Origin of the sequence: Clostridium sp. 001, assembly GCF_019056555.1 — a bacterium.
Lineage (GTDB): Bacteria > Bacillota > Clostridia > Clostridiales > Clostridiaceae > Clostridium_B > Clostridium_B ragsdalei.
On record NZ_CP020473.1, the window covers coordinates 2,591,493 to 2,610,561 of the forward strand.

27 protein-coding genes, 5 tRNA genes and 1 riboswitch are annotated in these 19,069 nt (G+C 30.7%); of the genes, 24 read left to right on the top strand and 8 right to left on the bottom strand.

Going from position 1 to position 19,069, the window contains the following annotated elements; all coding sequences use genetic code 11:
• The first annotated feature begins 40 nt into the window (after positions 1 to 40).
• Positions 41 to 1,072 (top strand): rod shape-determining protein, encoded by a 1,032-nt coding sequence (locus tag B5S50_RS12095; protein ID WP_013236940.1) that lies wholly within the window; start codon positions 41 to 43, stop codon positions 1,070 to 1,072.
• Positions 1,073 to 1,164: 92 nt separating this feature from the next.
• On the opposite strand, the gene yyaC is transcribed toward B5S50_RS12095, so the two are convergent.
• The gene (yyaC, locus tag B5S50_RS12100) at positions 1,165 to 1,713 is read right to left on the bottom strand and encodes a spore protease YyaC (RefSeq protein ID WP_065078975.1); all 549 of its coding nucleotides are present in this window, start codon (positions 1,711 to 1,713) and stop codon (positions 1,165 to 1,167) included.
• 249 nt (positions 1,714 to 1,962) lie between these two features.
• Here yyaC and B5S50_RS12105 point away from each other — a divergent pair.
• The 9 genes from B5S50_RS12105 (at position 1,963) to B5S50_RS12145 (ending at position 7,953) form a co-directional block, all read left to right on the top strand.
• Positions 1,963 to 2,038: transfer RNA gene (locus B5S50_RS12105), tRNA-Thr, on the top strand.
• 5 nt (positions 2,039 to 2,043) lie between these two features.
• Positions 2,044 to 2,128: transfer RNA gene (locus B5S50_RS12110), tRNA-Tyr, on the top strand.
• 9 nt (positions 2,129 to 2,137) lie between these two features.
• A tRNA-Val gene (locus B5S50_RS12115) sits at positions 2,138 to 2,213 on the top strand.
• 21 nt (positions 2,214 to 2,234) lie between these two features.
• Positions 2,235 to 2,310: transfer RNA gene (locus B5S50_RS12120), tRNA-Thr, on the top strand.
• A 5-nt stretch (positions 2,311 to 2,315) separates the two neighbouring features.
• Positions 2,316 to 2,400: transfer RNA gene (locus B5S50_RS12125), tRNA-Tyr, on the top strand.
• Positions 2,401 to 2,479: 79 nt separating this feature from the next.
• Positions 2,480 to 2,579, top strand: a riboswitch (SAM riboswitch).
• 171 nt (positions 2,580 to 2,750) lie between these two features.
• The gene (gene metK, locus B5S50_RS12130; protein ID WP_217301911.1) at positions 2,751 to 3,926 is read left to right on the top strand and encodes a methionine adenosyltransferase; all 1,176 of its coding nucleotides are present in this window, start codon (positions 2,751 to 2,753) and stop codon (positions 3,924 to 3,926) included.
• Between the two features lie 130 nt (positions 3,927 to 4,056).
• Entirely contained in the window at positions 4,057 to 6,294 is a 2,238-nt protein-coding gene (locus B5S50_RS12135) for an ATP-dependent RecD-like DNA helicase (RefSeq protein WP_065078977.1), read from the top strand.
• Entirely contained in the window at positions 6,278 to 7,300 is a 1,023-nt protein-coding gene (locus B5S50_RS12140; protein WP_065078978.1) for a hypothetical protein, read from the top strand. Before B5S50_RS12135 ends, B5S50_RS12140 begins: the two co-directional genes overlap by 17 nt.
• Positions 7,273 to 7,953 carry a ComF family protein gene (locus tag B5S50_RS12145; protein ID WP_065078979.1) on the top strand — a complete coding sequence of 227 codons (681 nt, stop codon included), beginning with the start codon at positions 7,273 to 7,275 and terminating at the stop codon, positions 7,951 to 7,953. The genes B5S50_RS12140 and B5S50_RS12145 overlap by 28 nt, the downstream gene beginning before the upstream one ends.
• Before the next feature lie 322 nt (positions 7,954 to 8,275).
• Here the strand turns inward: B5S50_RS12145 and B5S50_RS12150 are convergent, their stop codons facing one another.
• The 5 genes from B5S50_RS12150 to B5S50_RS12170 all read right to left on the bottom strand — a co-directional run bounded on the left by B5S50_RS12150 (position 8,276) and on the right by B5S50_RS12170 (position 12,003).
• Positions 8,276 to 9,469 carry a site-specific integrase gene (locus tag B5S50_RS12150; protein ID WP_217301912.1) on the bottom strand — a complete coding sequence of 398 codons (1,194 nt, stop codon included), beginning with the start codon at positions 9,467 to 9,469 and terminating at the stop codon, positions 8,276 to 8,278.
• 82 nt (positions 9,470 to 9,551) lie between these two features.
• Positions 9,552 to 9,908 carry a hypothetical protein gene (locus tag B5S50_RS12155; RefSeq protein ID WP_217301913.1) on the bottom strand — a complete coding sequence of 119 codons (357 nt, stop codon included), beginning with the start codon at positions 9,906 to 9,908 and terminating at the stop codon, positions 9,552 to 9,554.
• A 281-nt stretch (positions 9,909 to 10,189) separates the two neighbouring features.
• The gene (locus B5S50_RS12160) at positions 10,190 to 11,104 is read right to left on the bottom strand and encodes a HEPN domain-containing protein (protein WP_217301914.1); all 915 of its coding nucleotides are present in this window, start codon (positions 11,102 to 11,104) and stop codon (positions 10,190 to 10,192) included.
• Between the two features lie 14 nt (positions 11,105 to 11,118).
• Entirely contained in the window at positions 11,119 to 11,556 is a 438-nt protein-coding gene (locus B5S50_RS12165) for an ImmA/IrrE family metallo-endopeptidase (protein WP_217301915.1), read from the bottom strand.
• Between the two features lie 12 nt (positions 11,557 to 11,568).
• On the bottom strand, positions 11,569 to 12,003 hold the full coding sequence (locus B5S50_RS12170) for a helix-turn-helix domain-containing protein (protein ID WP_217301916.1): 435 nt from the start codon (positions 12,001 to 12,003) through the stop codon (positions 11,569 to 11,571).
• Positions 12,004 to 12,169: 166 nt separating this feature from the next.
• Here B5S50_RS12170 and B5S50_RS12175 point away from each other — a divergent pair, with 166 nt between their 5' ends.
• Both B5S50_RS12175 and B5S50_RS12180 read left to right on the top strand, forming a co-directional pair.
• Positions 12,170 to 12,409 carry a helix-turn-helix transcriptional regulator gene (locus B5S50_RS12175; protein WP_217301917.1) on the top strand — a complete coding sequence of 80 codons (240 nt, stop codon included), beginning with the start codon at positions 12,170 to 12,172 and terminating at the stop codon, positions 12,407 to 12,409.
• A complete protein-coding gene (locus tag B5S50_RS12180; protein WP_217301918.1) occupies positions 12,409 to 12,567 on the top strand; it encodes a hypothetical protein in 159 nt (52 codons plus the stop codon). Before B5S50_RS12175 ends, B5S50_RS12180 begins: the two co-directional genes overlap by 1 nt.
• On the opposite strand, the gene B5S50_RS12185 is transcribed toward B5S50_RS12180, so the two are convergent.
• The gene (locus B5S50_RS12185) at positions 12,557 to 12,736 is read right to left on the bottom strand and encodes a hypothetical protein (RefSeq protein ID WP_217301919.1); all 180 of its coding nucleotides are present in this window, start codon (positions 12,734 to 12,736) and stop codon (positions 12,557 to 12,559) included. The genes B5S50_RS12180 and B5S50_RS12185 overlap by 11 nt on opposite strands.
• Positions 12,737 to 12,831: 95 nt before the next feature.
• Between B5S50_RS12185 and B5S50_RS12190 the strand changes: the two genes are divergently transcribed.
• Complete coding sequence (locus B5S50_RS12190; protein ID WP_217301920.1) at positions 12,832 to 12,999, top strand: DUF4988 domain-containing protein; 168 nt, start codon at positions 12,832 to 12,834, stop codon at positions 12,997 to 12,999.
• Here the strand turns inward: B5S50_RS12190 and B5S50_RS12195 are convergent.
• The gene (locus B5S50_RS12195) at positions 12,971 to 13,234 is read right to left on the bottom strand and encodes a hypothetical protein (RefSeq protein WP_217301921.1); all 264 of its coding nucleotides are present in this window, start codon (positions 13,232 to 13,234) and stop codon (positions 12,971 to 12,973) included. The genes B5S50_RS12190 and B5S50_RS12195 overlap by 29 nt on opposite strands.
• 159 nt (positions 13,235 to 13,393) lie before the next feature.
• Between B5S50_RS12195 and B5S50_RS12200 the strand changes: the two genes are divergently transcribed.
• The 11 genes from B5S50_RS12200 to B5S50_RS12250 all read left to right on the top strand — a co-directional run bounded on the left by B5S50_RS12200 (position 13,394) and on the right by B5S50_RS12250 (position 19,047).
• Positions 13,394 to 13,921 (top strand): helix-turn-helix transcriptional regulator, encoded by a 528-nt coding sequence (locus B5S50_RS12200; protein ID WP_217301922.1) that lies wholly within the window; start codon positions 13,394 to 13,396, stop codon positions 13,919 to 13,921.
• Complete coding sequence (locus B5S50_RS12205; RefSeq protein WP_217301923.1) at positions 13,890 to 14,081, top strand: helix-turn-helix domain-containing protein; 192 nt, start codon at positions 13,890 to 13,892, stop codon at positions 14,079 to 14,081. Before B5S50_RS12200 ends, B5S50_RS12205 begins: the two co-directional genes overlap by 32 nt.
• 161 nt (positions 14,082 to 14,242) lie before the next feature.
• Positions 14,243 to 14,641: a hypothetical protein gene (locus B5S50_RS12210; RefSeq protein WP_217301924.1), complete on the top strand. Its 399-nt coding sequence runs from the start codon at positions 14,243 to 14,245 to the stop codon at positions 14,639 to 14,641.
• Positions 14,634 to 14,846 (top strand): hypothetical protein, encoded by a 213-nt coding sequence (locus B5S50_RS12215; protein WP_217301925.1) that lies wholly within the window; start codon positions 14,634 to 14,636, stop codon positions 14,844 to 14,846. The genes B5S50_RS12210 and B5S50_RS12215 overlap by 8 nt, the downstream gene beginning before the upstream one ends.
• Positions 14,847 to 14,867: 21 nt before the next feature.
• A complete protein-coding gene (locus B5S50_RS12220) occupies positions 14,868 to 15,044 on the top strand; it encodes an aspartyl-phosphate phosphatase Spo0E family protein (RefSeq protein WP_217301926.1) in 177 nt (58 codons plus the stop codon).
• 112 nt (positions 15,045 to 15,156) lie between these two features.
• On the top strand, positions 15,157 to 16,044 hold the full coding sequence (locus B5S50_RS12225; protein ID WP_217301927.1) for a ParM/StbA family protein: 888 nt from the start codon (positions 15,157 to 15,159) through the stop codon (positions 16,042 to 16,044).
• Entirely contained in the window at positions 16,028 to 16,414 is a 387-nt protein-coding gene (locus B5S50_RS12230) for a hypothetical protein (RefSeq protein ID WP_217301928.1), read from the top strand. The genes B5S50_RS12225 and B5S50_RS12230 overlap by 17 nt, the downstream gene beginning before the upstream one ends.
• A gap of 5 nt (positions 16,415 to 16,419) precedes the next feature.
• Complete coding sequence (locus B5S50_RS12235) at positions 16,420 to 17,223, top strand: hypothetical protein (RefSeq protein WP_217301929.1); 804 nt, start codon at positions 16,420 to 16,422, stop codon at positions 17,221 to 17,223.
• Positions 17,216 to 17,464: a hypothetical protein gene (locus B5S50_RS12240; RefSeq protein WP_217301930.1), complete on the top strand. Its 249-nt coding sequence runs from the start codon at positions 17,216 to 17,218 to the stop codon at positions 17,462 to 17,464. The genes B5S50_RS12235 and B5S50_RS12240 overlap by 8 nt, the downstream gene beginning before the upstream one ends.
• Before the next feature lie 13 nt (positions 17,465 to 17,477).
• Positions 17,478 to 18,854, top strand: a complete 1,377-nt coding sequence (gene dnaB, locus B5S50_RS12245; RefSeq protein WP_217301931.1) for a replicative DNA helicase — start codon at positions 17,478 to 17,480, stop codon at positions 18,852 to 18,854.
• Positions 18,847 to 19,047 (top strand): hypothetical protein, encoded by a 201-nt coding sequence (locus B5S50_RS12250; RefSeq protein ID WP_217301932.1) that lies wholly within the window; start codon positions 18,847 to 18,849, stop codon positions 19,045 to 19,047. Before dnaB ends, B5S50_RS12250 begins: the two co-directional genes overlap by 8 nt.
• Positions 19,048 to 19,069: the final 22 nt, after the last annotated feature.

The window sequence follows — 19,069 nt, forward strand, 5'->3', positions numbered from 1 at the left end:
TTTAGTTTGAAAAGCAAAGGAGATTAGGAGTGAAAAGGGAATGTTTTTTAGTATAGGAACTGATATGGGAATAGATCTAGGTACAGCAACCGTACTTGTTTATATTAAAGGCAGAGGGGTAATTTTAAAGGAACCTTCAGTTGTTGCCATAGATAAGATAAAAAATAGAGTACTAGCTGTAGGAGAAGAAGCATGGCAGATGATAGGTAGAACGCCTGGTAATATCGTTGCCATTCGTCCATTAAAAGATGGAGTTATATCTGATTATGATGTAACGGAAAAAATGTTGAAGTATTTTATAAGCAAGGCTTGTGGTAAAAATAGAATATCTTCACCAAGAATAGTTGTTTGCGTTCCATGTGAAGCTACTGAAGTTGAAAAAAGAGCTGTAATTGATGCGGCTAAAAATGCAGGTGCAAAAAAGGTGTTTTTAATTGAAGAACCACTAGCAGCAGCTATAGGAGCTGGTATTGATATAACTAAGGCAAGTGGAAATATGGTAATAGATATAGGTGGAGGCACAACTGATGTAGCAGTAATTTCACTTGGAGGAATAGTTGTAAGGTCTTCCATCAAAGTTGCAGGTGATAAGTTCGATGAAGCCATAATGAAATATGTAAGAAAAGAACATAAATTGATGATTGGGGAAAGAACTTCAGAAGATTTAAAAATAAAAATAGGATCTGCTTTTGATAGAGATGAAGAAGTAAGTATGGAAATAAGAGGTCGTGATTTAATTACAGGGCTTCCTAAAAATATAACGGTATCTTCTGCGGAAATGAGAATAGCACTAAAAGAAACTGTAAATTCTATAGCAGATACAACTCGTGCAGTACTGGAAAAAACGCCGCCAGAATTATCAGCTGATATAGCTGATAAAGGTATTTTTATGACTGGTGGAGGTGCACTTTTAAATGGATTGAGTAATTTAATACAAAAAGTAACTAATGTACCCGTTTATGTTGCAGAAGAACCAGTATCATGTGTAGCACTAGGTACAGGCAAAGTACTTGAATATTTAGACAAAATGGAAGTAGTTTTTAGTGGTGATGATATAACATTAATAGATTAAAACAAAGAACAAAATCTAACTTATTTAGTATTATGTATTTTTTAATAAGTTAGATTTTAATTTTCTTATAGATACTAAAATGTTGGATATAGTTAAATATCGGTAAAAATATTGTTGTAATATAGATAATATGAATGAATTAATGAATAAAGTATTACTTCAGCCATACTTAAAACTAAATTAAGACGTATATTACTGCTGGTATTATTAAATAAATCTTCATTGCTATTTGAATCAACTATCCCTATTATTGAGGAATTTCCTACATCTGGGAGAGATTTTCCTACACCTTTGCCAGGATGAACGGGAAAGTCTCTTACTTGAATATCGCCTATAGTTTCTAGATCACCTAAACAAGCATCTATTCCTATAATGTTTTTATGCGGGTGAAGTAAATTTATTTTATTCAGTTTGCTTTCAATGTTTAAAGCATGTATAGGATCTGAAATTGTACCGTAGACAGGTAGAGGAAAATGCTTACATTTTAAAAGTGTACCTACTAGGGGACCCAGGCAATCCCCTATATATCTATCGGTACCAATACATACAATTATGGTATCGTTATTAATGTAATTTTTCAAAAAATAGGCAAGTTTATAATATGCTAAGGGATCTTTATAATTACTTTTTGCTTTATTCAATATATTCACCTTCTTTTATGTATGTACTTGCGAAGAACACTATATATAATTTATATGATGACTTTATATAAATTATTAAAGCTAAATTAAGTGAATATGATTTTGAAAGAAATATAGAGAAATATGGAGAAAGAGATATGTAATATTAAAATTTAATCATATATTAAATTTGATAATAAGTGAATAAAACTGTATACTAATTTACGTTGAGTGCGTTCTTGTTTTAAGGAACGTAGGATAATAAAATAAGCTGGCATGGCTCAGCAGGTAGAGCAACTGACTTGTAATCAGTAGGTCGTGGGTTCGATTCCTACTGCCAGCACCAAACATGGAGGAATTCCCGAGTGGCCAAAGGGGGCAGACTGTAAATCTGTTGTCAGTGACTTCGATGGTTCGAATCCATCTTCCTCCACCATAAATATAAGGGCGCATAGCTCAGCTGGGAGAGCATCTGCCTTACAAGCAGAGGGTCATAGGTTCGAGCCCTATTGTGCCCACCATTTAGAATAATAATAGAATAAGCTGGCATGGCTCAGCAGGTAGAGCAACTGACTTGTAATCAGTAGGTCGTGGGTTCAATTCCTACTGCCAGCACCAAATGCGGAGGAATTCCCGAGTGGCCAAAGGGGGCAGACTGTAAATCTGTTGTCAGTGACTTCGATGGTTCGAATCCATCTTCCTCCACCATAAATATAAAGGCACTTTTAGGTGTTTTTTGTTTTATAAAAATTATATAATCTTAACAGATGAAAAAATTATATTATAGCTCTTATCAAGAGAGGCGGAGGGAACAAGGCCCTATGAAACCCGGCAACCAGTGAAAATCACCAAGGTGCCAATTCCTGCAGGATTCTGCAAGATAAGAGAGTAGTTAAGTTATTTAACCTCTTCTTATCGAAGAGGTTTTTTTAATTGACGTGCCACTTTAGGTATTTCAGTTTATATTGTGAATATAGGATTTGAATTAGCATTTAATGCAATAGAATTAATTCACTTTATTGTAAGAAAAGTATGTTTTTACATGGGAGGTATAGAAAATGAGAAAACTATTTACATCTGAATCAGTTACAGAAGGCCATCCAGATAAGATGTGTGATCAGATTTCAGATGCTATCTTAGATGCCATATTGGAACAAGATCCTTATGGAAGGGTAGCGTGTGAAACTGCAACTACTACAGGTATGGTTTTAGTTATGGGTGAGATATCAACTAATTGTTATATTGACATTTCAAAAATAGTTAGAAATACTGTAAGAGAAATAGGATATACTAGAGCTAAATATGGATTTGATTGTGATACTTGTTCAGTAATAAGTTCAATTGATGAACAATCATCGGATATAGCTATGGGGGTTGATAAAGCCTTAGAGGCCAAGGAAGGTGAAATGGAGGCCATAGAAGCTATAGGCGCTGGAGATCAGGGTATGATGTTCGGATTTGCTACAAATGAAACTCCAGAATACATGCCTATGCCAATAAGTCTTGCTCACAAACTTGCAAAGAGATTAGCGCAGGTTAGAAAAGATAAAGTTTTAGATTATCTAAGACCAGATGGAAAAACTCAAGTTACTATAGAATATGAAGACAATAAACCAGTTAGAGTTGATACCATAGTAGTATCTACTCAACATGATGAAATGGTAACTAGAAAACAAATTGAAACAGACATAATAAACAATGTAATAAGACCTGTTGTACCACGAGAGTTTTTAGATTATAAAACCAAGTATTTCATAAATCCAACAGGAAGATTTGTTGTTGGAGGTCCCCAGGGAGATTCTGGACTTACAGGAAGGAAGATAATAGTAGATACTTATGGTGGCTATGGAAGACATGGCGGGGGTGCTTTTTCTGGTAAAGATCCAACCAAGGTTGATAGATCTGCTGCTTATGCTGCAAGATGGGTAGCAAAAAATTTAGTAGCTGCAGGTATTGCAGATAAGTTGGAAATACAACTTGCTTATGCTATTGGTGTAGCAAAGCCTGTATCTATAACTGTAGATACTTTTGGTACAGGAAATATACCGGAAGAAAAAATAGTAGATATAGTGAATAAGGTATTTGATTTGAGACCAGCTGCTATAATAAAAAATTTAAATCTTAGAAGACCTATATACAGGCAAGTTGCCGCTTATGGACATTTTGGAAGAACTGATATTAATGTACCTTGGGAAAGATTAGATAAGGTTGAAGAAATAAAAAAATATATGTAAATAATGAAAAGCTCTATATTGTAACATGATATAGAGCTTTTTTAGTATGTTGGATTAAGACAAAGTTTAATGTGGTATAATTATTTATAAATATATGATTTTGTTTGCAAATAGGGGTAGGAGAGATTCTATGCAAGAATTACAAGGAATTGTAGAAAGTATAATATTTCAAAATAAAGATAATGGGTATGTAGTTGCTAAAATAAGAGAAAATAAAGATGTAGTAACTATAGTAGGATGTATACCTAATATAATTGAAGGACAAAATTTGAAGGCTGTAGGGGAATGGGTTCTTCATCCTCAGTTTGGAAATCAATTTAAGGTTCAGGCTTCTGAAGAAATAATACCTAACACTACTATTGGCATAGAGAGATATTTGGCCTCTGGAATAATATCAGGAATAGGTCCAGTAACAGCAAAGAAAATAGTAGAGAAGTTTGGTGAAAATACCCTTCAAATATTGGATAATAACATAGGAAGATTAAAAGAAATAGAAGGTATAGGAGCAAAAAAAATAGCTTTAATAGAGGAATCTTATTCTAAACAAAATGAAGTGAGAAATATAATGATATTTTTGCAAACTTACGGAATAACTCCTAGCCAGTGTGTTAAAATACATAAAAAATTTGGAGCAGATTCTATAAGTATTGTGAAAGAAAATCCATACACCCTTACAGAAGAAATAAGTGGTATAGGTTTTAAAACGGCAGATAAGATAGCAAGAAGCCTTGGAATAGAAAATAATTCTCCATTTAGAATACAAAGTGGAATAAGATATTTGGTGAATAAGTTTTGCAGCTTGGGAAATACGTATATGCCTATAGATAACCTTATAAAAGAAGGTGTTGACATACTCCATATAACTCAAAAAGAACTGGAAGAAAACATATATGAAAGTTCTGTAAATGGAAAGATAAAATTGGAGAAGTGGGAAGATAAAGTATGTGTATTTTCTATGACCTACTATTATTGTGAATTGAGTGTAACTAGAAAAATATTGATGTTAGCTTTTACTAAATATAAGGATATAGATTTTAATATAGATAAAGAGATAGAAGATTTTGAGAAGGAAAATAATATGAACTTTGCTGTTTCTCAAAAAGAAGCTATTAGGGGAGCAGTTGAAAATGGAGTGGAGATAATAACAGGAGGTCCTGGAACAGGTAAAACTACAATAATTAATTGCATAATTAGATTATTTGAAAAATCAAAGCTTAAAGTTTTAATGGGTGCTCCTACGGGAAGGGCAGCAAAGAGAATGTCAGAATCTACAAAACGAGAATCAAAGACCATACATAGACTTCTTGAAATGGGAGTGGGAAGTGATGAAGAAGCTTTATTTTTTTCAAGAGGAGAGCAATCACCACTGCAATGCGATGTAGTTATTATAGATGAGGCTTCTATGATAGATATAGTGCTTATGAATAACTTATTGAAAGCTGTATCTATGGGAACTAGGTTAATAATAGTAGGGGACGCAGAGCAGCTTCCATCTGTAGGCCCTGGAAATGTGCTCAGAGACTTCATAGACAGTAAATGTATTAAAGTAGTTAGATTAAAAGAGATATTTAGGCAATCAAAAGAGAGTATGATTATAGTTAATGCGCATAAGATAAATTCTGGAGAGATGCCTATTTTAAACAAAAAGAATAAGGATTTTTATTTTATAAAATGTCAAGATCCTTCGGATATATTAGACACACTAGTAGGATTAATAGATAAAAGGTTACCAAGTTTTAATAGTAGTTGGAATAAAATAGAGGATATTCAAATACTATCTCCTATGAGAAAGGGAATTTTGGGAGTATCAAATTTAAATAAAAAACTTCAGCAAGTTCTAAATCCTAAAAGTCCCAATAAGAGAGAAAAAAAGTTTAGAGACATGACTTTTAGGGTAGGAGATAAAGTGATGCAGATTAAAAATAATTATACTTTAAAATGGGAAGATATTTCAGAAGAAAACAAGGAAAGTGGAATGGGTGTTTTTAATGGTGACTTTGGATATATAGAAGATATAGATGAAGAAAAAAATAGAGTGATAGTTGTGTTTGATGAAGAAAAAAGAGTTGTATATGATAGTATGTACTTAGATGAGTTGGATTTATCTTATGCAATAACCATACATAAAAGTCAAGGTAGTGAATTCCCGGTAATTATTATACCTATGTTTATGGGTCCGCCGCTGCTTATGAATAGAAATTTATTGTATACGGCTATAACTAGGGCAAAACAGATGGTAATACTTGTGGGGAGTTTAAAAGCCTTAAATTTTATGATAAATAATAATAAAAGCTTTGAAAGGTATTCGTTATTAAAATATAGAATAATGGATATAATGGAGAGTGAAACAAATGCTACTGTGGAATGAAGCATGTCTTATTAATGAGAGAAAAAAAATAAGTGAGAATATAGTAAAATGGAGCGGTACTAAAGATACTTTTTTAAATTGCATCTCGGTTCCTTATAATTCTACTGAAATTTTTCTGGAAGTTATTGAAAAATACATAAGACAAAATAAAAATATTGTTTATATTACTAATGAAAAAATGGGCAATGTGGATATAATAAAAGATATAAAAAAGTATACACATTTTACAGATTATGCTTATGTAAAAGGATGTAAAAGTAATTTAAATTGTAAATTGCAGATATGTAATTTTGAAAATGCAGCAAAATTGGAAAAAAAGTTTGAATTAATCATATATGATGATATAAGTAGTTTTTCATTATACAATAAGTACGAGATATGCAAATTAATTAGCAAATTAACTCATGAGGATAGTAAAGTCATAATATATTCTATAGAAAGTATAGTTGAAAATAGTAAAAAGATATTTTTGCCTGCTAAGAATGAAGGATTAATAATCGAACCGAGAAATATACTTACTAGACTAAATATGAATAAAGAAATGCCTTTTTTGGTATACGACTATTTAAAATGGTCAATAAGTATAGGTAAGAAGATAATAATATATGTACCAAGCGAATGTAAAATAGAAAAGGTAGCTTCATATATGCATAAATATTGTAGAAGTTTAGCACAGGATGTAGTATGTTTTGCTAATGGGGAAACGAATAAAAAATTGATCTATAAGTTTTTACAGGCCAAAAACTCAATATTAATAACTAACTGTTTTGAAGAAACTGTATTAAATGCAAAAAATTCAGAATTAATAGTATACTTTGCAGATGATATTAACTTTACTTATAAAGAATTTGTTTATTTGTGTGGAAGTGTTGGAAGAGGTGAAAAAAACTTAAAAGAGGAGGTTATACTGGTTTCTAATATAGAGACAGAAGAGATTGAGAAAGCAAAGAGTATAACTAGCAATTTTAATAGGGAAGCATGGAACATGGGATTACTAAAAATTTAAGATTTTTATTGGATTGTGTACTAGGGCTTATATATTGTGGAGATGAAAGATGTATACTGTGTAAAAAGGATATATATGATGATAGAACCATATGTAAAGATTGTGAAAGCAATATAAAAATTTGTAAAGACAGTTTTGAAATTGGATATGATGATAAAAAATTTCAATGCTATAGTAGTGCTTATTATTCTGGAGCGATGATGGAACTTATAATAAAATTAAAATACAAGAGTTCTTTTAAAGCTGGAGATGTTATAGCAAAGTGTATGAGAGATATTATAGCTAATAATCACATTGATTTTGATGTTTTTACATATGTGCCTATGACTAAGAAAGCATTGAAAAAGAGAGGATATAATCAGGCTGAATATTTGGCGAACAGTTTGGGGAGTTATACTAATAAGCCTGTTATATGCTGCTTACAAAAAATAAAGGAAACAAAGGATCAAATAGGATTGGACAAAACAGAGAGATGGAGTAATATGTCACAAAGCTTTCAGGTACGCAATAAAAAAAGTATAAAAAATAAAAAAATTTTGTTAATAGATGATGTTTTAACTACTGGTGCTACAGCCTTTGCATGCTGTGCAGAACTTTTGAAAAACGGAGCAAAAAAAATTAATGTATTGACTGGAGCAAAAAGTAGAGTATAATTTTATTAGTCAAGTTAGGTCTGTGGTTGAAAGTCGATGCTAGTCGCAGGCGAAACGATCCACGTAAGTTAGATAAAATATTTAATGAGCATGGTGCGGCTTAGAAGTAAGTCCTGCCGTAAAATACGAGAGGATTAGTAGTGAGAGGTTAATTCCCGGTAGCGAAAGTTCCAGCAGGCGAGTGTGGGGGCAAAGACCAGGTCAGCTAACTTGCAAATGCACTAACTGTGCAATATAGCAGTCTTTTTTAAGGCTGCTATATTAATTTTAATTCAAAAATTCCCGACCTATTCCCGACCTGGGCGAACTAGTATACAATTACTTATACATTAGGTACAGTAATTCTGTAATTTTCTAAAGCTTTTTTAGTATTCTCTTTATTAATATGGGTGTATATGTTGTGTGTAACTTCACTGCCCTTTTTATGCCCTACAATAGCCTGCGTAATGGACTCAGGAACGCCATCAATGGCCATCTGTGTTATAAATGTATGTCTAGTCTTATGAAATGCCCTATACTCTATATTGAGTGCATTAAGAGCTTTTTGCCACTGCCTTATTACATACCTCTTGCTAATGGGATTACCAATAGTATCGGTAAATACAAGATTATACTTGTTGTTAAAACTATTTCCGGCTTTAAGCTTGTCTTTATCATTCTGCAACTTTGCTTTCTTCCACATATCATCAAAACTATCAGGATATTCTATATCTCTAACAGAAGTTAGTGTTTTAGGAACAGTTATTTTAATACTGGCTCCTATGACTTTCCCCTCAGAGTCAAAGTCTTTTGTATACCTTATGGATTCTCTTATGTGAAGTATTCTATCTTCAGTGTTGACATCATTCCATTTTAAAGCAAGTATCTCACCTTCACGCATACCCAATGAAAAACCAAGGTAAGCTATTCCTGCTATTCTGTTATTTGTTTTATATAAATATTTAAGTATTTTGTCTCTTTCGTTTTGAGTAAACACTGTAATCTCAACAGAATTTTTTTCCTTTAAATAGTTTACTTGTCCAGGTACTTTTATACTTGAACATGGATTTTTAATTACAGCATCAGTTTCAATTTCATAATTAAAGAATCTCTTTATAAGTTTATGAGTTTTTACTAAAAGAGGGTAATGTTTTCCTTTATTAAATAATTCATTTAAAAATGCTTGCACCATAATAGGCTTAATATCTTTGACTTTCCTTATACCGAGCTTAGAATCTTTTATATATAGTCTGTATATGGACTCGTAGGTTTCATAGGTGCTTGTTTTTATTCCACTGGGAAGAATGACATTTATTAACCATTCATTAAAGGCATTATTCAAAGTTTCATTTTCAGCAGCTTTGTTTATTCCATTTTTAAGGTCCTGCTTATATTCTTCTTTTTTATGCTCGGCTTCACCTTTGCTTTTTCCATAGAATTCTTTCATTATTTTTTTACCATCGGAGTTATATCCGATTAAAAGAGAAGTTCTGTAATATTTATGCTTGCCTTTAGTGTAATTTATTTTATTTGCCACGGTTAGGCCTCCTTTGACAAAACATATGTTCTACTAAATGCTAAAAATAAATAGGAGACTAGCTCCTGATTAATTTTTATATCTAAACTGGCTTACGTCTTAATGTTCTTATTTCAGCTTCATGTGCACCATACATTTCAAGTAGAGATTTATTTGTTTCATTTAGGTCAGAAAATTTTTGTGACATTTCTTCAGATAGATTTTTAACTGTACTTTGAAGCTCTGCAACTTGGTGAGTTAAATTATCAACGTCAGCTTTATGCACTTCAGAAGCGGACTTAAGTGCAGATAATATTTGACCATGTTCTTTTTGTTGAGCTTTTACCAAATCCATGTCTTCCTGAATTTTAATTATATTATTTTGCATTTTCTCCTGAGTTTTTTGAAATTGTTCCTGACCTTTTAAAATTTGGTTTAATATTTTATCTGTATCAGACATTAATATCATTCCTTCCTATAATTTAGTATAATCTGGATTTGGTAAATTTATACTTAGCTAATTTTTAACCAATATTTATATATAAATGATATAATAAAATAAAAAATATGTGGAGTGGATTGTATGAATACTATAAACATTAATTTAACATTAGATGAAATTCAAATAATTATAGATTCTTTAGAATTTACTAATACTGAGTTTAATGATTCCTCTATTCAGCACACAACGGATGAAAATAAAATATGTAACTATCTCAAGAATATTATTAAAGTCAATGGTTAAAAAAGAGCATCTACTAAAATTCTTACTAAAGATAATGTTTGCTCTGCATCCCATTTTTCAATTGTGCCTGTATTACTATGAGCAGATCCATGTCTTAAGTCATTTATAGCTTGTATTCTCTTAAATAATCTATCATCAATTTTGCCATTATCGTTCAATAGTTTACCTAATCCATAAATGTATAAGTGGTTTGGTACTTTATCCTTCCCTAGATGCTTTATTATAGCTACTTTAAGTAATGTTTCTATTGATACTTGAGCAGTTAAGGAAGATGCTAAAAATAGTTCTGCTTTATATGCCTTAGCTGACTCTTCAATTTCATATTTAAATTCATCATCTTTTACTTTTTTATTAATATAACTTAAATTTAGAATATTAAAATCTAATATGTCCTTATAAGACTCAACTGCAGATTTAAGCAATCTTGTTGTTTTGTAAGTATTATAATCATCATCAGCTTCATTACAACCATCATCATATGATTTCTCTTTACAAAATTCTAAGTTTAATGGATTATAATATATTTCATTAATTGAATTTTTAAATATTGTCAGGCAGTCATCTTTTTCTGCTTTTTTTAATAATTCCTGTTCTCTAATATGGCTAGGGTTATTATAGAAATTTTCAAGTTCATCACTATTAAGATAAAAAAACTTATTATCAAAGGTATCTTTGCTAGTACTACGCAAAACAATACTGTAAATGTCCGAATTTATATATACTGAAATTACTAATACTGGATCCATAAATCTAAATATATCAGGGCTATCGTTGTGTTCAGTTTCATAATATTGTTTTGTTCTATCTCGATATCCTTTTAAAAATTCAGTAAGATGGATTTTCCTCATTGGAAGTATCTCTTGAATTTTAGATTTAAGTTCACTCTCAGTAGTTAATGGTTTACGCGTCATAAATAAACACTCCCTTAGTTACTAAATTTATACTCAACTAATTTTTCACTAACTCCGAAATATGATGCAATCTGGTTTGTACACATATTTTCTAAAGAATATTTATCAATATCTTTTTCATCAATTAAAAGTTCAGCTGCAAATTTATTCGCTTCATTTTCAATTCTCCCCCTAGGGAATAAGGTGTATTCTCTTATAAAGCAAGTGGATCTATGGTAGTGAAGTAGAGCATGTCCTAATTCATGTGCTAGTACAATAACCTTTTCAACTTCGTTCAATTTATTGCTTATTACTATATATTTGTTTGTTATTAGACTAATGTAAAACCCCTTAGTATTTTCCCCTATATCTTCATACCTTAAATCTATTCCTAAATATTTAATTATTCTTTCAGGATCTCTTGTGTTATATCTTTGAATAAGGTGTTTTACTCTTGCATGAATGTTTATCATAATAAAACACCTCTATTCTTTTTTCTTTTTTTTACCGAATTTTTCTTTGTTTTTAGCTTTGGAATCCCAGTACAGCTTATTTATTACTGCAACCAATTTTTCTTTATCCTCTTCACCAACTTTGTCGTCCATCATAAAAGCTTGTGCATGTTCCAAAACTTCATCATGTTGTTTAATATCTTTCTTAGTTACTTTATATTTATCTGAGTATTCTTGTGGAATATCATTTTCAGTATTAGGTTCTTTTTTATCCGTGTTGCCAAGTAAATAATCTACTGATACATTGAAATAATCAGCTAATAATTTTAGTGTTTCTATATCAGGTTCTCTTCTCCCTGTTTCATAATGAGCATAAGTTGCCCTGTTAATATTCAAATTTTTACTTAATTCTATCTGTGTTAATCCTCTTTCTGACCTGAGCTTTTTTAAATTATGTGCTATATCCATTTAATTACACCTCACTTTTATATTATCAAAAAATGATACAAAAACAAACAAATGATACAAAAAGTATATTTTTTAAGTAAAATATATTGACTTTGATACAAAAAGCAACTATAATACAAACCATAGATACGAAATGTATCAAAGAATACTTAGGAAGGAGAAGTGTATGAAAAAGTATAGCTTAAAAGAACTCAGAATTAAAAAGAATAAAACTCAAGAGCAAATATCAAAAGCTATAGGAATAAACCGTGCAGCATATTCACATTATGAAAATGGTCTAAGAATTCCTAAAGTTGATGTAGCAAGTAAACTTGCGTCATATTTTGGTGTTATGATAGAAAGCATTAACTTTTTACCTAATAATGATACAATACGCCACAACAAACAAAAGGAGGTAGCAAGCTAATGGATAAAAATATTTCAGAAGGCTTAATTGAGCAATTTAATCTATTAAAAAGCCAATGTCAGAAGGTAACTTCTAAAGAAGTAATTGAGCCTGAACAATATGATTTTTTAATAGAATCTTCTTTAGCTATGGTTCAAATAGCTAAAATTAATCGTTAAATTTGTCAAGTTTATTATATATGGTATTAAACATTTTTACAGTTTCATTAGCAATTTCTTCATTATAGGCTATGTTGTCATCATGATTTAATGTGTTTGAACTTCTAGTAGGTTGAAGCTCATTTAGTCTTGCAAGAGTTAACTGTAAAGCAATTTCTTCTTTTGTCAAAGTCGTCACCTCCCAATATTAGAGATGTGTCCAGGCTCAACAAAATTTTACCATATTGAAAATAATCAAACAACTAAAAAGGAGGTAGCAAGCTAATGGATAAACAGTTAGAGCAACAAGTAAAAGATTTAGAGGAAAGGGTAGCTGCACTTGAAGAGCAAGTTCAAGCACAGCCACAAACAATAATTAAAAAACAAAAAATATTATTAGATGTCCAGAAGCAAAGAGCAAAAGCTATAAATTTTTCTCATCATGAGGAATAATACCTAATTTTTCTAATTGAAATAATAATGCTTTATTATTTTCTTCTATCATACATGCAACAGATTTTAATATAGATTCTTCACGATCTAACGTTAAATTAGCTTCCAACATATCTGTATTTAAATCTTTTTTATAAGATTCGATAGTCTTGCTTGTATTTTCTGAAGAAAATCCTAAATTTTTGATTATAGCAAGCTTAAATAAATCATTGTGATCTAAACCTAATTTTTTCAATTTTATCACCACCTTTCGTGATGATAAAATTCTACAAAAATATATAAAAATCCTTTTATATATTAATTTTAGCAATAAAAGGACATAAATTAACTACAATTTCATATAACTTTCATTGCTAAAAAGTGTAATTTGATTAAAGAAAAGAGATGAAAACATATGAGCAGATCTATAAAAGATACTGATACTATTTATAAAAAAGCAAGAATAGAAGCATCAAATTCTAATGACAAGCTTAGAAGTAGAGAAGGTGCGAGTGAAATACTTGGAGTAAGTCCTAGTTCACTATTAAATTATGAAACAGGAGTATGTAAGCAAATACCTACTGATGTGGTAGTTAAAATGGCGGAAATTTATAATGCACCAGAACTTATGAATTATTACTGCTGTAATGAGTGTGTTATAGGTAGGCATATTGCTCCACAGGTTGAAATATTAGCAATGGATAGAATTACAATTCAAATTGTATCTTCACTAGAAAATATTAATGAGGTGAAAAAAGAACTATTAGATATTACAGAAGATGGGATTATTACAGAAGGTGAAAAACCAAAGTTGGAGCATATTGTCAAAACGTTGGATAAAATTGAAAAGGAATCTAGGGAATTAAAGCTTTGGGTTCAGAAAAATTTTAGAGGGAAAGAGGAATTTAATTATGGAGCAAATAAAGGCAACTTTAGATATTAAAGCTGCGGCAGAATATGCAGGAATACATGAAGGCAAGATAAGGGAATTAGTTCATACACAGGATTTCCCATGTTTTAAAAATGGGAACAAATGGTTGATAAATAGGGAATTGCTAGATGAATGGCTCAAAAAAATAAGTAGAGAACACAGAGTTATATAGAGGAGATTATATAAATTAAAACATTTAAGAAGCTGTTTAAAGATGGAGATAATCCCAAAGAACTATTTAAGAATTGATTAGGGTATGGATAGTTTTACGCCAGTTGATATTAGAACTATGAAAATATTAAAACCAATTAGATATTAAGGGAGGAAAAGCGTATGCAAGAGTACACGTTAAAACAGACAATAGATAAGCTTGAAAGAAATCCAAATTTAAAATTTCAATTTGTTAGTGAGGAATCTTATAGGACAGATGAAGGAGCAGTAATTGCATTAGATGGAGATGGTAGGATTGTGAATCAAGAAGGTGAGCCTATATTATCAAACTTCAGTATTAGAAGTAGATTCAGGCTTGTAGATGAACATGTGGATGTAATGGATGCTCTTAGAGCGTTTGAAAACGGGAAAGTAATTTATTGCCTGTATGAAAGCAAAAGATACTCATATAATCTAGGCATTAGTTCTAGCTCCAAGTTAATGGATGATGATTACAACGCAATTTCAGCAGAAGAAATTCTACATGGTAAGTGGTTTATAGAGGAGGTAAAAAGTGTTTAATCTAGAGGAGGTAAAAGGGTACAGCAAGTTGGATGCTAAAGACAAAGAACTTTTTGGAAGATTTTATCAGAAATTTTATAAGGCATGGGAGTATCCAGAGGATCATGCACCAACTTCAATAAAAAGAATGGATAGTAAGTATCTTAAAGTTGTTTTAAGTGATGGTGACTGGTTGCATATTTTAAAAGATGGAAGTTGGTATTAAAGAAAGCAGAGGTGTGTGAAAGTGAATAGTATTAGTGAAAAAGAGAAGAATGAACTTAGAAAAAAGTTAAATAATTGTGCTTATAGGTATGGAACATTAGATCAAAGAACTTTGGAGATAAGTCAGGAAGTAGACAAGTTTATGGTCGAAGACATGAAAAAAGAAATAAAAAGAATCCTCTGCCAAGGATTCAATTAAATCATATGTTTTGATTATGGTACTCCGCAAAGTATCTTGTCTCCATTATATCAATAATGGAGAGGTATAGCAATTAAATTAAAAAAATAGGTAAAAGAAAGGGTGAAATTTAATGAATAAAAATATTTCTGTAATAGATCTTGGAAATATAAATGTGAAATATATAGGTAAAAGTCAATCAGGCATTTTTTCTAGTAAAATTACAACAGATTACCAATCTTATAAAGATGGATTTCAGAGGGTGGAGATTGACGGAAGGCTGACATATATCGGAATAGGAGAACTATCACGTGAATTTAATAAATCGGAAAGAAATTATTTACCTCAATTACTTTATGCAGTTTGCAAATCTAACAATGAGAATGTTATAGAAACAAATCTAACATTACTGCTTCCAATCTTACAAATGGAAAATAAAGTTAAGCTAATTGAAAATTTAAAGGATAAAGAATTTGATTTAAAGTTTAATGGTAAAGATAGGGTAATTAATTTTAAGGATGTCTTAGTACTTCCAGAAGGTTATGTAACGTATTTTAGCTTATCAGAAGAGGATAAGCAAGGAGATATATGCATTATAGACTTAGGATCAAGGACAATTAATATATGTGTACTAGAGGATGGAAAAATACAAAAGTTAAATACAGTAAAGTTAGGCAGTTTTGATTTTTATTCTAAACTAAGAGCAATAGAAAATGCTAAAGGTGAAGATTTTACAGAAGAAGAAATCCCAAGATTAATAAGAAATGGAACGATTAAAGTATATCAAAAACAATATGCCGAATTTTTGAATGAAATACTTAACAGTATTAAACCTTATGTTAACTTAAGAACGTATAAATGTATATTTACAGGTGGTACAAGTATTATGTTATCTGAGTGGATAAATAAATTATCCCTTCCTAATTTTAAGATTCACAGTGATGCTTTAAATTCTAATGTTATAGGTGCTAAAAATGCAAGTATGATTGTATGGGGTGCTAAAGATGATGGCAAGCAGTAGTAAAAGGTTACAATTGACTTTAAATGCTAAAAAAGAACGTGAGAAAGTAATATTAGATTATTTGTCTAAATCTTTCAATCCAAATGCAACTATAAAAGAAATTTTATACAATTTCATATCTACTCAAGGTAACTCAAAGATGGTAAAAGATACTCAAAAAGGGTATAAAAAAAGACACTTAAAAAGAGTAAAAAATACTCAAATTGAGCATGAACAAAGTAACTCAAAGATGGTAAGAGATACTCAAAGTGAGGAGAATACACTACTGGATTTAAGTGGTATTAATGATACAGATTTAGTAAATGAATTTAAAAATGAAAATCCTATAAAACAAAATGAATTAGATCAACTCAAAGAGTTTATGAGGTGACGTTTATGGAAAATAACGAAGCAAAAATGAAGTTTACTATAAATGGCTTTAATCAAGAGAAATTAATTAAATATGGCTTAGATGCAGTAGATGCATTAATCTTACGATATTTTATAGATTTTAAGGATAGTGGTGATATGGTAATTGAGGTTATAAACAATAAACCGTATTACTGGGTTAGATATAGCTATTTGATATCAACTATTCCAATAATAAATTTAAAAAGTAAAGATGCATTAAGGAGACGTCTAAAGAAATTAGAAAAGTGTAAGGTATTGATTCACTACCACAAGAATCAAGGCGGCAGTTATTCATATTATGGCATAGGTCCAAATTATAAATATTTAATAAAAAATGACCCTGCGATTCAAAAGTCGGAGGGTGCTACCCAAAAGTCGGAGAGGTACGACTCGAAAGTCGGAGGGGCTACGACTCAAAAGTCGGAACAAAATATTAATCTATTAAAAGATAAATCTATTAAAGATAATATATATACAAAAAATTTTTTAGATTGGTATTCTCTGTATCCAAATAAATTTAATAAAGACCAAACATTTAAGAATTTCCAAAAGTTACTTAAGAAAGAGTCTTATGAAAATCTTAAGAAAGCGACTAAAAACTATATAGCATATATAAAAACAAACAAAATAGAAAAGAAATATATAGTTAGAAGTTCAAACTTTATAGGCCAAAAACAAGTATATAAGGGTTATCTGGAAATGAATTTAGAAAGTACTGAAACAGGAATTGAGTCCTCATTAAATACATTGGAGAATATGGATCTGGAAGGAGAGAATGCAAGTGCTTAATCAAGATATTTTCAAAGATGGTATGAAGGAATTAATGCTAGCTTTCAACATGGATTTACAAGCTGAACAAATAAAAGTTTGGTACAAGTACTGTAAAAAGTATAGTGATAAAGATTTCAAAAAGAAGGTTACAAATTGTATAAAATTTTGCAGGCATAAGCCTTATATTGCGGATCTATTAGACATAAAGGAAAAGGATGAATTTTCTCCATCTAATGCAAGTGCATACAAATTGATGTAAAGGAGTGAAAGTAATGAAGATAGAGGCTTTACCTAGTAATGTAGATGCTGAAACCAATTTATTAGGAGCAATTTTAGTTAATTCAAATTGTATTATGGATGCTATTGGTGCTGTGACTGCAGATGATTTTTACAAAAGTGAACATAAGATTATTTTTGGAGCTATGGAAGAAATGTTTAAAGCCAATACAAAAATAGACATAGTTACCCTAACAGATCGATTAAAAGATGTGCTAACTAAAGTTGGTGGAATAACTTATATAAGCCAGTTAGCAGGAAGTGTTGGAGGTTCTAATATAAAGGAATATGCAAAAATCATTAAGGAAAAATCAAATAAAAGAAAATTGATTAGAATGTCCGAAATGTTAAAGCAAAGAGCGTATAAGGATACTGAAAGCTCAAATGAATTGGTAAATAGCATAGAAGATGAACTTTTCAAAATCAATTTAAATAAAGAAAGCAGAATGGAACCATTTAACAAAGTCTTAGAGCATACTGTGGCTCAAATAGAGGATGTATATAATAACAAAAACATTAGTGGTGTTACTGGAATAAATACAGGGTTTAGAGATTTAAATAAATTTACAGGAGGGTTACAAAAGCAAGATTTAATAATACTAGCAGCACGTCCTAGTATGGGTAAAACAACGTTAGCTGTTAATATAGCTACCAATGTGTCCAAGACAAAGTCAACAGCCATATTTAGCTTAGAAATGTCCAGAGAGCAGTTAGCTAGAAAAATAATATCAAGTACAGCTAGAATAGATCTTCTAAAACTTAATACAGGTATTTTAAATGATAAAGACTGGACTAACATGGCTTGTGCTACTGGACCATTAGCCAATAATAAGCTCTTTATAGATGATACTGGAGGCCTGAGTGTATCAGAAATAAAAGCTAAATGTAAAAAAATAAAACTTAAATATGGACTAGATTTAGTGGTTATAGATTATTTGCAGCTTATGCAGGGTAAAGCAGAAAATAGAACTCAAGAAATAAGTAAGATAAGCAGAGGATTAAAGCAAGTAGCAAAGGATTTGGATGTAACAGTTATTGCACTATCTCAGTTATCGCGTGCCCCAGAAGCACGAACCAATCATAGACCTATGCTGTCAGATTTACGTGAAAGTGGGAGCATTGAGCAGGATGCAGATATAGTTATGTTTTTGTATAGAGATGAATATTATAACGAGGATACAGAGGAAAAAAATATTGCTGAGTGCATTTTTGCCAAGAACAGAAATGGTAGGGTTGGAACCGTGAAATTAGCATGGTTAGGTCAATTCCAAAAGTTTGGAGAGTTGGACTATATTCATTCATATCCTTCTAATACGAAAACTTCTGAGGAATCAAAAGAAAAAGTAAAGCAAGAGGTAATGAAAGTTGGATAATAGCGAGTATATAGAGAAAATTATAAAGCTTTATTTTCAAGGCTATACTGTTGAACAAGCCTTGAAGGTTACTAAGAATCAAAGGAAACAGGATGAGTTAAAAGAAATAGCTAAAGTATGGGAAGATAAAGCTAAAAAAGCTTCAGTAATGGAGAGTAGGGGATGGAAGTTTCAACAAGCTAAATTGATATAAAAAATAAGCAGGTGGTGTATTA